Origin of the sequence: Olleya sp. R77988, from assembly GCF_044594215.1 — a bacterium.
GTDB lineage: Bacteria > Bacteroidota > Bacteroidia > Flavobacteriales > Flavobacteriaceae > Olleya.
In genome coordinates this window covers 1,193,371-1,207,057 of the sequence record NZ_CP138988.1, presented here as the reverse complement: position 1 = coordinate 1,207,057, position 13,687 = coordinate 1,193,371, and the positions used below count along the sequence as shown (strand labels likewise).

17 protein-coding genes are annotated in these 13,687 nt (G+C 30.2%); 8 read left to right on the top strand and 9 right to left on the bottom strand.

Features of this window, described 5'->3' with window-relative positions:
• The gene (locus SJY17_RS05460) at positions 1 to 723 is read right to left on the bottom strand and encodes a polyprenol monophosphomannose synthase (protein WP_397364477.1); all 723 of its coding nucleotides are present in this window, start codon (positions 721 to 723) and stop codon (positions 1 to 3) included.
• A gap of 109 nt (positions 724 to 832) precedes the next feature.
• Here SJY17_RS05460 and SJY17_RS05455 point away from each other — a divergent pair, with 109 nt between their 5' ends.
• Positions 833 to 1,477, top strand: a complete 645-nt coding sequence (locus tag SJY17_RS05455) for a DUF4271 domain-containing protein (RefSeq protein WP_397364476.1) — start codon at positions 833 to 835, stop codon at positions 1,475 to 1,477.
• A 23-nt stretch (positions 1,478 to 1,500) separates the two neighbouring features.
• Positions 1,501 to 2,250 (top strand): uroporphyrinogen-III synthase, encoded by a 750-nt coding sequence (locus tag SJY17_RS05450; RefSeq protein WP_397364861.1) that lies wholly within the window; start codon positions 1,501 to 1,503, stop codon positions 2,248 to 2,250.
• 80 nt (positions 2,251 to 2,330) lie between these two features.
• On the opposite strand, the gene pckA is transcribed toward SJY17_RS05450, so the two are convergent.
• Positions 2,331 to 3,947, bottom strand: a complete 1,617-nt coding sequence (gene pckA / locus SJY17_RS05445) for a phosphoenolpyruvate carboxykinase (ATP) (protein WP_397364475.1) — start codon at positions 3,945 to 3,947, stop codon at positions 2,331 to 2,333.
• 63 nt (positions 3,948 to 4,010) lie between these two features.
• A complete protein-coding gene (locus SJY17_RS05440) occupies positions 4,011 to 4,403 on the bottom strand; it encodes a DUF423 domain-containing protein (protein WP_397364474.1) in 393 nt (130 codons plus the stop codon).
• A gap of 78 nt (positions 4,404 to 4,481) precedes the next feature.
• Between SJY17_RS05440 and SJY17_RS05435 the strand changes: the two genes are divergently transcribed.
• Positions 4,482 to 5,846, top strand: a complete 1,365-nt coding sequence (locus SJY17_RS05435; protein WP_397364473.1) for a saccharopine dehydrogenase family protein — start codon at positions 4,482 to 4,484, stop codon at positions 5,844 to 5,846.
• Positions 5,847 to 5,923: 77 nt separating this feature from the next.
• Entirely contained in the window at positions 5,924 to 6,394 is a 471-nt protein-coding gene (locus SJY17_RS05430; protein WP_397364472.1) for an Lrp/AsnC ligand binding domain-containing protein, read from the top strand.
• A 55-nt stretch (positions 6,395 to 6,449) separates the two neighbouring features.
• Here SJY17_RS05430 and SJY17_RS05425 read toward each other — a convergent pair whose 3' ends face one another.
• Together SJY17_RS05425 and SJY17_RS05420 are read right to left on the bottom strand one after the other, a co-directional pair.
• Positions 6,450 to 7,262: a T9SS type A sorting domain-containing protein gene (locus SJY17_RS05425; protein ID WP_397364471.1), complete on the bottom strand. Its 813-nt coding sequence runs from the start codon at positions 7,260 to 7,262 to the stop codon at positions 6,450 to 6,452.
• 78 nt (positions 7,263 to 7,340) lie between these two features.
• On the bottom strand, positions 7,341 to 7,868 hold the full coding sequence (locus SJY17_RS05420) for a phage tail protein (RefSeq protein ID WP_397364470.1): 528 nt from the start codon (positions 7,866 to 7,868) through the stop codon (positions 7,341 to 7,343).
• A 184-nt stretch (positions 7,869 to 8,052) separates the two neighbouring features.
• On the opposite strand from SJY17_RS05420, the gene SJY17_RS05415 reads away from it, so the two are divergent.
• From SJY17_RS05415 to SJY17_RS05400, 4 genes are all read left to right on the top strand, one after another.
• A complete protein-coding gene (locus SJY17_RS05415; RefSeq protein ID WP_397364469.1) occupies positions 8,053 to 8,490 on the top strand; it encodes a hypothetical protein in 438 nt (145 codons plus the stop codon).
• A gap of 119 nt (positions 8,491 to 8,609) precedes the next feature.
• The gene (locus tag SJY17_RS05410) at positions 8,610 to 9,137 is read left to right on the top strand and encodes a hypothetical protein (RefSeq protein ID WP_397364468.1); all 528 of its coding nucleotides are present in this window, start codon (positions 8,610 to 8,612) and stop codon (positions 9,135 to 9,137) included.
• On the top strand, positions 9,119 to 9,907 hold the full coding sequence (locus tag SJY17_RS05405; RefSeq protein WP_397364467.1) for a sensor histidine kinase: 789 nt from the start codon (positions 9,119 to 9,121) through the stop codon (positions 9,905 to 9,907). The genes SJY17_RS05410 and SJY17_RS05405 overlap by 19 nt, the downstream gene beginning before the upstream one ends.
• Positions 9,897 to 10,577, top strand: a complete 681-nt coding sequence (locus SJY17_RS05400) for a response regulator (RefSeq protein WP_397364466.1) — start codon at positions 9,897 to 9,899, stop codon at positions 10,575 to 10,577. Before SJY17_RS05405 ends, SJY17_RS05400 begins: the two co-directional genes overlap by 11 nt.
• 55 nt (positions 10,578 to 10,632) lie before the next feature.
• Here the strand turns inward: SJY17_RS05400 and SJY17_RS05395 are convergent, their stop codons facing one another.
• The 4 genes from SJY17_RS05395 to SJY17_RS05380 all read right to left on the bottom strand — a co-directional run bounded on the left by SJY17_RS05395 (position 10,633) and on the right by SJY17_RS05380 (position 13,618).
• Positions 10,633 to 11,139: a hypothetical protein gene (locus SJY17_RS05395; protein WP_397364465.1), complete on the bottom strand. Its 507-nt coding sequence runs from the start codon at positions 11,137 to 11,139 to the stop codon at positions 10,633 to 10,635.
• Between the two features lie 365 nt (positions 11,140 to 11,504).
• Positions 11,505 to 12,233 carry a Bax inhibitor-1 family protein gene (locus SJY17_RS05390; RefSeq protein WP_397364464.1) on the bottom strand — a complete coding sequence of 243 codons (729 nt, stop codon included), beginning with the start codon at positions 12,231 to 12,233 and terminating at the stop codon, positions 11,505 to 11,507.
• Positions 12,234 to 12,313: 80 nt separating this feature from the next.
• Complete coding sequence (locus tag SJY17_RS05385) at positions 12,314 to 13,024, bottom strand: zinc metallopeptidase (protein ID WP_397364463.1); 711 nt, start codon at positions 13,022 to 13,024, stop codon at positions 12,314 to 12,316.
• Between the two features lie 78 nt (positions 13,025 to 13,102).
• Positions 13,103 to 13,618, bottom strand: coding sequence for a hypothetical protein (locus tag SJY17_RS05380; RefSeq protein ID WP_397364462.1), 516 nt, complete (start codon positions 13,616 to 13,618; stop codon positions 13,103 to 13,105).
• Positions 13,619 to 13,687: the final 69 nt, after the last annotated feature.

Genomic DNA, 13,687 nt, shown 5'->3' with positions numbered 1-13,687 from the left:
TTATTTTTTAAATAAACTTTTCAATTTCATTGTAATTACTCCAAAAATAGCTTCAGAAATTATTCCGGAACTCAATTTAGATTCTCCTTTTGTTCTATCTGTAAATATTACTGGAACTTCAGTAATTTTAAAACGTTTTAAATGCGCTTTAAATTTCATTTCTATTTGAAAAGCGTAGCCAACAAATTTTATTTTGTTTAAATCTAGTTGTTCTAATACTTGTCTTTTGTAGCAAACAAAACCAGCAGTAGCATCCTTAATTTTCATTCCTGTAATTAATCTTACATACATGGATGCTCCATAAGATAAAATGACTCTTCCTAATGGCCAATTTACAACATTTACACCTTTAACGTAGCGTGATCCTATAGCAACATCTGCACCTTGTTTTTGACAGGCATCATATAAACGCTCTAAATCTTTAGGGTTATGAGAAAAATCTGCATCCATTTCAAAAATAAATTGATAATCTTTTTTTAGACACCATTTAAATCCGTGGATATATGCAGTACCAAGACCTGCTTTTTCTTGTCGTACTTCTAAAAATAATCTATCCTTAAACTCTTCCTGAAGAACCTTAACTTTCTTTGCAGTTTTATCTGGAGAATTATCATCAACAACTAAAACATCAAACGCTTTTGGAAGTGCAAAAACTGCTCTTAAAATAGCTTCAATATTTTCAATCTCATTATAGGTTGGTATAATTACAACAGCGTCCTGCATCAATACTTGTTAAAGTTTAGGCAAATGTACATTTTTATAAAATTACTTTTTTATAAAAATTACTTAAATTATTAATCGTTTTCCTATTAAAAAACAATAATTTTATACCATGCTTAGAGAGTTTAACAATGTAGATATTTTAACATTAACCATAATGGGTTGTTTACTTTTAGTTGCACTATCTAAATTATTATTCGCAAAACGCTTTAACGAATTTGCTTATTTGCTTTTTAACTCAAGATATTCTAGTTTATATATAAGAGAGCAACGTTTTTTGGATGTCTTTGAAGGCTTACTGTTTTCTAATTTAGTTTTAAATTTAGGTCTTTTACTTTTTATTTATTTAAGCTATATTGGTCAAAATGATGTGTCTCAATTAAGCATTTTTAAATATTCTTTTTTAATAGGACTATTCTTAATATTAAAAGTCCTTTTTGAAAGACTACTCTCTAGTGTATTAGATATAGAGCCTATTATTGACAAATACCTTTTTCAAACTATAAGTTTTAGAAACTTTATTGGCTTACTATTATTACCTATTAATGCTTTTTTAATTTACACTCTAAAACCTAATAAAATTAGCTTTTTTATACTTGTTGGTTTTTTATTTTTAATTTTAATTTTTGGGCTCTTTTTATTTATTAAAAATAATCTTAATGCCTTTAAAAAGAGCTTGTTTTATTTTATTTTGTATCTTTGCGCACTTGAAATTGCACCTTATGTTGTTTTATATAAAATGATTACAACAAATTAGGTCTGAATTAAATGAAGCAACATATGAAAGTGAAAACCATTTTAGTCTCCCAACCAGAACCTAAAATTGAAAATTCGCCTTATTTTGATCTCTCTGAAAAACAGAAGGTGAAAATAGATTTTAGACCTTTTATTCATGTTGAAGGTGTACCTTCCAAAGAAATAAGACAACAAAAAATAGATTTAACAAACTATACCGCTATAATCTTAACCAGCAGAAATGCTGTAGATCATTTTTTTAGAGTTGCAGAAGAAATGCGCTTTAAAGTGCCAGATAGCATGAAATATTTTTGTCAATCTGAAGCAGTTGCTTTTTACCTTCAAAAATACGTTGTGTACAGAAAACGTAAAATTTATGTTGGAAAGCGTAATTTTATTGATTTGTCTCCATTAATTAAAAAATATAAAGGCGAAACTTTTTTACTACCAACTACAGATAAACTAAAACCTTCTGTCCCAGAAACGTTAAATGGTTTAGGTGTTAATTGGAAAGAAGCTGTGTTTTATAAAACGGTTATTAGTGACCTTTCAGATTTAGAGAATGTGACTTATGACATTTTAGTGTTTTTTAGTCCAAGTGGAATAGACTCTTTATTTAAAAATTTTCCAAAATTTAAACAAAATAATACTAGAATTGCTGTATTTGGAAACACTACAATAAAAGCTGTTGAAGCAAAAGGATTACGTGTGGATATTGCTGCACCAACACCTGAGACACCATCTATGACTATGGCACTTCAAAAATACATTGACAAAGCAAACAAAGGAAAATAAAAACCTTTACATTACATAAGCAAAAAGCGCAATTTGAAAAATTCAAATTGCGCTTTTTTAGTTAACACTTAATTTAACTATTATTCTGTATAACGTTGTGGTCCACCACGTCTAATTTCTTCGCTAGCATAAGACTCAAACTGTTCAAAGTTTTCTCTAAAAGCGTTAGCCAATTTAAATGCTGTTTTATAATAGGCTTTATCATCATTCCAAGTTGCTCTTGGGCTTAATACTTCTGTTGGTACTCCTGGACAAGTTCTAGGTTGTGCTACACCAAATACAGAATGGATATGATAGTCTTTATAATTATATAATCCTAAATCACCATTTAACACAGCACTAATCATTGCTCTAGTATACTTAAGCTTAATCCTACTTCCAACTCCATAAGAACCACCAGTCCAACCTGTATTAATTAACCAAACATTTACATTGGCTTCTTTCATTTTTTTGCTTAACATCTCAGCGTATTTTGTTGGATGTAAAGGCATAAATGGTGCGCCAAAACAAGCTGAAAAACTTGGTACAGGTTCTGTAATTCCAGCTTCTGTACCTGCTACTTTTGCAGTATATCCAGATATAAAATGAAAGGCTGCTTGAGCAGGAGTTAATTTAGATATTGGAGGTAACACACCAAATGCATCTGCTGTTAAAAAAAAGATGTTTTTTGGATTTTCTCCTATAGATGGTTTTCTAATATTTTCTATATGATGTATTGGATAACTTACACGTGTGTTTTGTGTGATAGAAGTATCCTCAAAATCAACTTCTCCAGCTTCATTTAAAATAACATTTTCTAGAATTGCGCCTTTTTTAATGGCACTAAAAATTTCTGGTTCTTGCTCTGCAGATAGGTTAATTACTTTAGCGTAACAACCACCTTCAAAATTAAACACAGTGTTTTCTGCAGTCCAACCATGCTCGTCATCTCCAATTAAACTTCTGTCTGGATCTGTAGATAAGGTTGTTTTTCCTGTACCTGATAATCCAAAGAAAATTGCAGTATCACCAGATTTACCAACGTTTGCACTACAGTGCATTGGTAAGGTGTTTTTAAATACAGGTAAAATAAAATTTAAAGCAGAAAATATTCCTTTTTTAATTTCGCCTGTATAACCTGTACCACCAATAAGTGCTATCTTTCTAGTAAAATCTAAAATCGCAAAATTGTGTTGACGTGTACCATCAACTTCTGGATCAGCCATAAAACTAGGTGCATTAACAATAGTCCACTCTGGAGAAAAATCTTTTAATTCGTCTTCTGTAGGACGTAAAAACATGTTATAAGCAAACATATTGCTCCAAGGATACTCGTTAATAACACGAATATTAAGTTTGTAGTTTTCGTCTGCACATGCATAACTATCTCTAACAAAAACTTCTTTATTAGATAGGTAATCTGTTACCTTATCGTATAATTTTTGAAATTGATCAGCATCAAAAGGAATATTAATATTTCCCCACCATATTTTATCTTCTGTAATACTATCTTTTACAATAAAACGGTCCATAGGAGAACGTCCAGTAAACTCGCCAGTATTAACTGCTAAAGCACCAGAAGATGCTTCTTTCCCTTGACCTTTTTCAATAGTCAATTCTTGCAAATCTTCAGGAGATAATTGATATTTAATTTGTGCATTTTTGATTCCGTATTGCTCTAACGCAATCGTTTTCGTAAATTGGGTATGGTTTACCATAATTTGTTTGTGTTGTTTATACTGCAAAGTTAAAATTTATAAAAGAGATAGACTAAATAAAACCTATTTATTCTGTTTAAGTTTTATAAAATTTAACACTAAAACCAGCCAACCTACTATTAGCAGTAAACCACCAATTGGAGTTATAAATCCTATTGTTTTAAAATCAAAAGAGGTAACACTATTTGTTGCCAACAGATAAATAGAACCTGAAAAAAAGATAACACCTATTAATACTAAATAAAAGAGTATTGTTTTTGCTTTATATGGTATTAGGTTTTGGCTACCAACAAATAAAAGTAATAAACCATGATACATTTGGTAACGTACTCCAGTTTCAAAGGTTTTAATGGATTCTACAGGTATTAAGTCTTTTAATCCATGTGCACCAAAAGCACCTAAAACGACACTTAACAATCCTAATACACTTCCTAAAATTAATAGTTTTTTGTTCATATAAATATGTGTTTTGGTTTTAATACCAACTAAATTTATCTACTTTCGTAGTCCAAAAATACTCAACAATTCTCAATTATGCGACAAATTTTAGTCATAGGTTCTGGAAAATCAACCTCTTACTTGATAAAATATTTATTAGACAAATCTAAATCTGAAAACTTACAGATAACTGTTGGAGATTTAAATATAGAAAGTGCTAAAAAAATGGTTGGAAATCATCCAAATGCCAAAGCTATTATGCTTGATGTTTTTAATACTACATCTAGAGAAAACGCTGTTAAAAATGCAGATATAGTTGTGTCTATGTTACCAGCCAGATTTCATATTGAAGTTGCAAAAGATTGCATCACTTTTGGAAAAAACATGGTTACTGCTTCATACGTCAGTAAAGAAATGGAAGCGCTAGATAAAGATGCTAAAGCAAAAGGTTTAGTGTTTATGAACGAGATTGGTGTAGATCCAGGAATTGACCATATGAGTGCCATGCAAGTCTTAGATCGTATTAGAGATAAAGGAGGAAAAATTATATTATTTGAATCTTTTACTGGTGGATTAGTTGCTCCAGAAGACGATAATAATCTATGGAATTATAAGTTTACTTGGAATCCAAGAAACGTTGTTACTGCTGGTCAAGGTGGTGCAGCAAAATTTCTTCAAGAAAACACTTATAAATACATACCATACAATCGTTTGTTTAGACGTACAGAGTTTTTAGAAATAGAAGGCTTTGGACGTTTTGAAGCTTATGCAAATCGTGATTCTTTAAAATACCAAAGCGTCTACGGTTTAGAAAACATTAGAACATTATATAGAGGAACTATGCGTCGCGTAGGATTTTCTAGAGCTTGGCAAGTCTTTGCTGCTTTAGGCATGACAGATGATAGCTATACTATTGATGATAGCGAAAACATGAGTTATCGTGATTTTGTAAATGCATTTTTACCTTATAGTCCTACTGACTCTGTAGAGCTTAAATTTAGACATGCATTAAAAATTGATCAAGATGATATTATTTGGGATAAATTTGTAGAGTTAGACATTTTTAGTAGAACAAAAATGGTTGAACTAAAAAAAGCAACACCAGCCCAAATCTTACAAAAAATATTATTAGACAGCTGGACTTTAGCTCCAGATGATAAAGATATGATAGTAATGTACCATAAATTTGGTTACGAGTTAAATGGTAAAAACCATCAAATTGATGCTACAATGGTTACCCTTGGAGAAGATCAAACATATACAGCTATGGCTAAAACCGTTGGTTTACCTGTTGCTATAGCTGCATTAGCGATTTTAAACGGAAAAATCAAAACACCAGGAGTACAAATACCAATTACTAAAGAAGTATATACTCCTATTTTAAAAGAATTGGAAGACTACGGAATAGTTTTTAAAGAACAAGAAGTCCCTTATTTAGGTTATAATCCTTTAAACGTTTAAAGCAAAAACTAGGTTTTTAAATTTCAGTTTAAAATAGTTTGATTACATTTATGTTTTAAACTATAACCTTAATCGATTTGAAAACTACAAATAACAACATAATCATAGATGGTATAGATAAAAAGATACTACGTGCATTAATGGAGGATGCTAGGACACCAGTTTTAGAAATTGCCAGACAAGTTGGTATTTCTGGAGCTGCAATCCACCAACGATTACGTAAGCTTGAAAAGTCTAAACTAATTGCTGGCTCTAAATTTGTTATAAACCCTAAAGTTTTAGGGTATTCAACTATGGCTTTTGTTGGTATTTATTTAGATAAAGCAATTAGTAATCCTGATGCAGTAAAACAACTTAAAAAAATACCAGAAGTCTTAGAATGTCATTATACTACTGGAAATTGGAGTATTTTAATTAAAATCCTTTGTAAGGATAACGAGCATTTAATGCATTTATTAAATAGCGAAATCCAATCTATTGAAGGTGTTTCCAGAACAGAAACCTTTATTTCTTTAGACCAACAAATTGATAGGCAGATTAAGATATAAAAAAAGAGCTTCAAAATTAAAGAAGCCCTTTTTCAAGTTTAATTGATGTAATAATTTATTTAATAATTAGTTTTTTTACTGTTGATGTATTTTCAGAAGAAATCGTCATAAAATACAAGCCTGAAGATAAATCTGAACTTAAATCTAAATTTTTATCTGTTGTTACTCCTTTTAAATTTTGAGTTAAAATTGTACGTCCATTAATATCTACAACAATAACTTCATTTAGTGCAATACCAGAATTTTTAATTGTAATATTTCCATTTGACGGATTTGGATAAATTTTAACGCCTTCACTTAACACTTCATCTTCTATACTTAAAGTATCAAGAACATCTAGATCAATATTATGAAATGCAAAATCGGTATTATCAGTTGCATCTGGTTGAATAATTTTAATTTCAGTAATAATTGCTGCATTACTTGCATTGTCAATGTTGATTGCACCAGATCCGACTAAATATTCTTGGTTTGATGAAATCTCTTGGTCATCTTGATTTAAAAGTGAAATAAACCCATCTTCTAAAGTATCATAATCTATTCCGTTTAATTTAAAATCTGTTGGATTACCATTTTTAGTAAGTGTCAAACTAAATGTATTATTACTAGTAGTACTACCTAAATAAAATATTAAATCAGTTCCAGATAAAGGTACTATAGTTTCTGCTCCAGTACCTGGAACATCCATTAGCAAAACATAAGTGTCAGGACCTACTATAAGTGTTTCTGTAATACTAACACCATCATCTACTGCTGTATCAATAGTAAAATTCAAGTTTTGTGCCTTTACAGAGTAGCTAAATAATAGTAAGCAACAAAACATGATGTTATTTGTAATTACTTTTTTTAAAGTGTATTTTTTTTTCATAATAATAAAGTTTAATAATAAAAACTAAAGGCATAATTTAAACTCATCATGCCCTTAGTTAAAAGTTGTTTTTTTTAATTAGCTTCTTGATGGATATAAACCATCTAAAGCAATAATATAATTAACACCTTGAAAAGGTTGCATATTATCATGCGCTTGATTACCTCCTGTTTGTCCAATAGAAACACTATCTGCTGCCATTTTAGCATTTTTCCCTTCTGCATAAACGCCTCCTTCTGCGTTATATGCATTCGTTGGGTTTGGTCCAGCTGCAACACCTCTAGGAAGTGGACTAACAGCTTCAATAGCAGCACTATGACCATGTGCTGGTATTTGATTAACATTAAGAGTTACTGTAGCTTCACCTCCTTTTTGACCTAATCTTACAACTGGCAAACCTGGTTCACTACCAGCATGTACAGGTACTCTACCTCTAAGGTCTGGTAATCCGAAAGTTGTTCTTCCATCACCTCCATAAGTGGTTCCTAAAATTGAGAATAATGCTTGATATTGCGTGATTGCTAATAACTGTCCGTCGCAAAGTGCCCAACTTCTTGGGGCAAAGTTTCCTCCGAACATCATAATTTGTCCAATAAACTGTTCCATATTTTTTTAAGTTTTAAATTGATTAATAACGACTCCAAAATTATAATTTATAGCATCCTTATATAAGAGCAATTATACCCGAACATGAAATCAAGTAGAAATACCTGTTTTTTAATTTGATAGTTATTTTAATAAAAATATCACGTAGCTTTAAAGTCTATTAATCAATTTAAATTCTATTATTATGAGTACTTTAAAAACTTTAGGCTTATTAACGCCTTTAAACATTCCTATTGAAAGAGCCAAAACTTTAGCTAAAAACTGGCAATCTGCAAATCCAAATCATGCTAAAGCTTTTTTAATGCCTGCATTAGATTTAATGGCGTGTATGCTAGAAATGGGTGCTTTAGTAAAGGAACAAGATGGTTCTTACAAAGTAACAGATATAGTAAATAACTCTGGCATAAGAGCATATATGGCAATTGACCCAAGCCAAGAAGAAGGTTTTGGAGAAAAATTACTTATTGTTGGTACTACTAAAGACACAGAAGGAAATATAATCGATATTATAGAAGGACGAAGAACTAATTCCAACGCATTAGTCGACCCAGTAGGTAGTGGTGTATTTGATTTTACAGACCCATGTCCAAGTGAGTGTGACGAAGGTAGTCCTCTTTTTTAATGCTATCAATTAGTGAAATATTTAGTTATTTAGGAGTTTTATTAGTCTTTATTAATACCATATTATACGCTAAAAGTTATAATATTGATAAAAAAAATAAAGCTCTTAAATACTATACAATGTATTTAGTATCGGCCTTTTTAGTACTAACAATAAGCTTACTTATTGTTCAATTAGTAGAACGTCCAAATAATTTGTTTTTATCTCACTTTTATTTCATTTTACAATTTGTTTTTCTGTCTCTTTTTTATCGAGAATTATTTACAAAAAAACAAATTAGATATTTACATATTGTATCGACTCTAGTAATTACAACCCTAATTATTCAATACACAAATAGACCAAGCTTATTTTATAAGTTTAACTTATTAGAAATTTTAATAACATCATTACCATTAGTCATCTACTCTGTAATTCATTTATATAATTCTTTGACTAAACCAGGTAAGTATATGTATATTAATGCAGGAGTGTTGATTTACCTAACAACCAGTACACTGATTTTTATATTAGGCGATTTTTTAGCGAGTCAAAAAGGTGTTATGTCAGTAAAAGGTATTTGGTTTATAAACAAAATACTTTATGTAGGTTATTTGATTTTAATATGTATTGAGTGGAAAAAGAATTTATGGAAAACAAAAAAATAATCATACAGGCTTTAGTTTATGGTATCATATTTTTAGTTTTAATAACTACAGGTCTGATACTGTTCTTTCATTATTCAAGACAAAAAATAGTGCAAAAGGAGTTAGAAAAAGCAACTTTAAAATTAGATAATCAACAAAAAATATTACAAACTTCTATTGATATTCAAGAAAGAGAAAGAAAGCGTATTGCTCAAGATTTGCATGATGCTATTAGTTCAAAACTAAATATCGTGAGTCTTTCTACAAATGTATTATTAGTAGATAAAACTATAAATAAAAAACAACGAAAAACATTAGAGCAAATTTTAGAAATAACAACAGGAACTCTAGAAAGTTCTAGAAGAATAGCACACGATTTATTACCTCCAATTTTAGATAAATTTGGTCTTAAAGCTGCTTTAGAAGAGTTATTTGAAGAATGTTCTGCAAATACCAATATTGACATTGAAAGCAATATTGAAACGCTTTCAATATTATCTAAAACCAATCAATTACATGTTTTTAGAATTGTCCAAGAACTCATTAACAATTCTATTAGACATGGAAAAGCTAGTGAATTGGTAATTTATATGGAACAAAATGCTACTGGTTTTGTTTTAAGATATCAAGATAACGGTAAAGGTTTTACAGTTAAAGAAGCTAAAGAAAAACCTGGAATAGGGTTACAAAACATTAAGAGTAGAGTGAAAATTTTAAATGGAAAATTAAAAATAGAAAGCACACCAAATAGTGGCAGTCAATTTATAATCCGCTGTATTTATGAAGCATAAAATAAAAATAGTATTGGCAGACGATGAACTCTTGTTTAGACAAGGACTTAAAGCTATTTTAGAAAGTAATGAGAATATAGAAGTTCTTTTTGATGCAGAAAATGGCGAGCATTTAATACAGTTATTAAGAAGCGCTATTGAGCTTCCAGAAATTGTAGTTACAGATCTTAAAATGCCTCAACTTAATGGTGTTGAAGTCACTAAATTAATTAGAAAAGAATTTCCAGATATAAAGGTTATTGCTCTTACTAGTTATTTTAGTAAACCTTTTATATTAAATATGATATCTATTGGAGCTGTAGCTTATTTAGCAAAAAACAGTACTCCTGCATTAATGATTAAAACTATTGAAGAGGTTGCTAAAAAAGGCTTTTATTATGACGAAGAAGTCATGCAATATATTCATGAAAGTCTTGTAAACCCTACAGACAAAAAAGTAAAATCTAATTTTGACGCCTCTTATTTTACCAAACGTGAAATAGAGGTTTTAGAACTTATTTGCCAACAGTTAACGACTAATGATATAGCAGAAAAATTATTTATTAGCCCAAGAACTGTTGAAGGTCATCGTAATAATTTGTTACTTAAAACCGAATCTAAAAATGTTGCTGGATTGGTGATTTATGGGTTGAAAAACAAGTTAGTTTCTTTAGAAAATGATACTTTATAAAAAAGACTGAATGATAAAAATCAAACAGCCTTTTTTTTTAAAATCAAATTCAGTATTAGTAATCTACTAATGCTGAAAAAGCATAAATAATACCGATTTCTTCAGGACTATTAACCACTGGTGCAGTAGCAAAACCTACTCCCCAATATAGAGTTGCAGCACCACCTAATTGAGATTTTCCAAAAAACGTTCCTGTTGACCCTCCATTGTTTGCAACTTCCTGTGTAATTTGCTTTGCCATATTTTTTATGGTAGCTACATCAACAGGTAAATCCCATGAGTCAAAATCTTGTGTAATAGCATCTACAACACATTTTGGTATAGAACCACCAATATTATCTTTCCAAGGTGCCATGATAGCACTGTCTTCTTGATAACTCGCATAAGTTGGAAATGCTGATGGCCATTCAGTTGAAATGTCTTTTTTTAACTTAGAATCAAGAGCTGCAACAGCTCCACTAACTGTTGTTCCTGCAGGTATTGTACCTAATCCACAATTTGTATACGCTGTTTGAAACTCGTTTACATTTACTGTTATATTTGTTACGTTTACTTTTGCCATAATATTATTATTTATAATTTTTTGTCTACTCTTTTATAGGTTTTTCGACTTCTACCTATTCAATTTTATGGTTGCAACACTGTAAATGAACAATACAAAGTTCTAGATTTATGGCAACGTATAGTAGCGTAAAATCACGTCTTTTAAATAAAGGGAGATTATACTTCTAGACAAAAGTATAATTCGCTTTTAAAAAATCAAGTACATACACGTAAGGAATATTTTTTTGTAATTAATTGCAAATCAATTTATTATATATAAATAAAAACACTATTAAAACAAAGAGGTTATTACTTTTTGAGTAACCATAGAAAACAAAAAAGCATCTAATTAATTAGATGCTTTTTTTAAATGAAGTTAATTTTTTAATCTCTTGACATAAATATTCTAAGAATATACCAGAATAATAACATTAAAGAAGCAAATAAACCTAATGCTGCTGGAATATAATCTTCTGTAGTGTATTTATTTACTATTTGTGACGTTTGATATAAAATTGAACCTGCTGCTAATAAGCACATAGCTCCAGAAAACCAAAGCCCTAAATCAAATCCAAAAATTGTTCCTGCTATAATTAATCCTAAAGCTATAAAAAAACCAATAGTTAATCCAGCTTTTAAAAACGAAAAATCTTTACCTGTTAACATTACTACTGCTGTTAAACCAGTAAATAAAGCTAAAGTAACCAATGCTGCTTGCTGTAGCATTTCTGAACCAGTTTCCATATAAAAAGCTGCAACATATATCATAGGCACAAAAATTACCGCTTGGGCTAAAACATAAATAGCATAAGCTAAATACTGTTTACTTTTATCTGCAGTTTTCATTGCTGTACTTTCTGCATAAGTAGTCACTAACATAAATCCGCCTAAAAGCAATAACCATTTATAACCTACTGTCATGGACAGCATAAAATCTACTACAACACTACTTTGAAGTAATAAGTATTCAAACAGTACAAATAACAAAACTCCACCTGCTACATGACCATACGTTTTTTTGTAAAATACTGTTCTATCTGCTTCAGAAGCCACTCTTAAATGTGTACTTCCGCCTTGATAGTTGTCATAATTGTTTTCAAAATTGTTTTCCATAAATTATTGATTGTTTTAAATTGGTTGCTCAAATGTAAAAAAGTAACCTGACTTTTTTAATAATAAGGTCTTAATTATTTTTATCTTCTATTACCTAAAATTTGCATAGCCCAATATAATAAAGAGGCTAATGCACCAATTGCAGCAACTAAATACGTTCTGGCTGCCCATTTAAGTGCATCTTCAGATCCAGCATATTCTTCTTGAGTTACTATGTTTTTAGACTTTAACCAAGCCAAAGCTCTGTTACTTGCATCATACTCTACTGGTAGTGTTACAAAGCTAAATAAAGTAGCAAAACCCATCATTGCTAATCCAGCAATCGCTACGTATAGTCCACTAGCTCCTAAAGCATTGGAAGCCATTAATGCAATACCTCCAAAAATGACCCATTGAGACATACTAGATGTTAACTGTACAACTGGTACTAATTTACTACGCATTGTTAAATATTTATAAGCTGTTGCATGTTGCACTGCATGTCCAACTTCATGAGCTGCAACTGCTGCTGCTGCTGCATTGGCATGGCCATAAACAACTTCACTTAAGTTAACCGTTTTATTTGTAGGATTATAATGATCCGTTAATTGTCCTTTAACAGAAATAACCTCAACATCTGTTATTCCGTTATCCGCTAACATCTTTTTAGCAATCTCTGCTCCTGTCATTCCATTACGTAAATGCACTTTGGAATAATGCGCAAATTTACTTTTTAATTTTCCGCTAACTAGGCTACTAATTAACCCAATTACTCCAATTAGGATATAATAACCCATATGTCCTGTCATCATATTGTATTTATTTTTAAAAGTTAATACTATAAATATAACAAAAAGTAAGCCAATTTATTTTTAAGAAAAAATGTCAGACTATTGCTTTATTAATATTGCTTTTTGGGTAACCGTTACTGGATAACTAGTTACCATTGGAGTTTCCTCATTACCTTCATTAACTAATTTTGCGTCTTTACCAGAAAATATTATTTCAAACTCCATTTTATCATCAAAAAAACGCTCTGTAGTAATTAGCAAATTTTCTGACACTTCAAAGACGCTATATAAGGTATTATCTACCAGTTTTGCATTTAGTATAATTCCATTATTTTCATCTATAACAAACTCGCCTTTTGATTTATCCTTAACCTTTAATGTATAGTTTCTTGGGCTTGGCTCTCCATTTATCATGTAAACCAGAACATAGTTATAGACGTCAACCAAGTCTGTTGCAGTTAAGTGAAACTCCATGCCAACACTTTGCTTTCCTTTTGCATTTGTAATTTCTAGATCACCTTTATAGACACCTAAAAAATCGTCTGGAAATATTTTGTCTTGCGCTTTCGCGGAAATAAAGCCTAGAATAAATAGTGATAAAAGAAGCTGTTTCATAATTCTATAATTTATTAAATATAATATTATTTAAAAAGAGTGAAGGTTTTTCTTAAAAATTGAAAATTA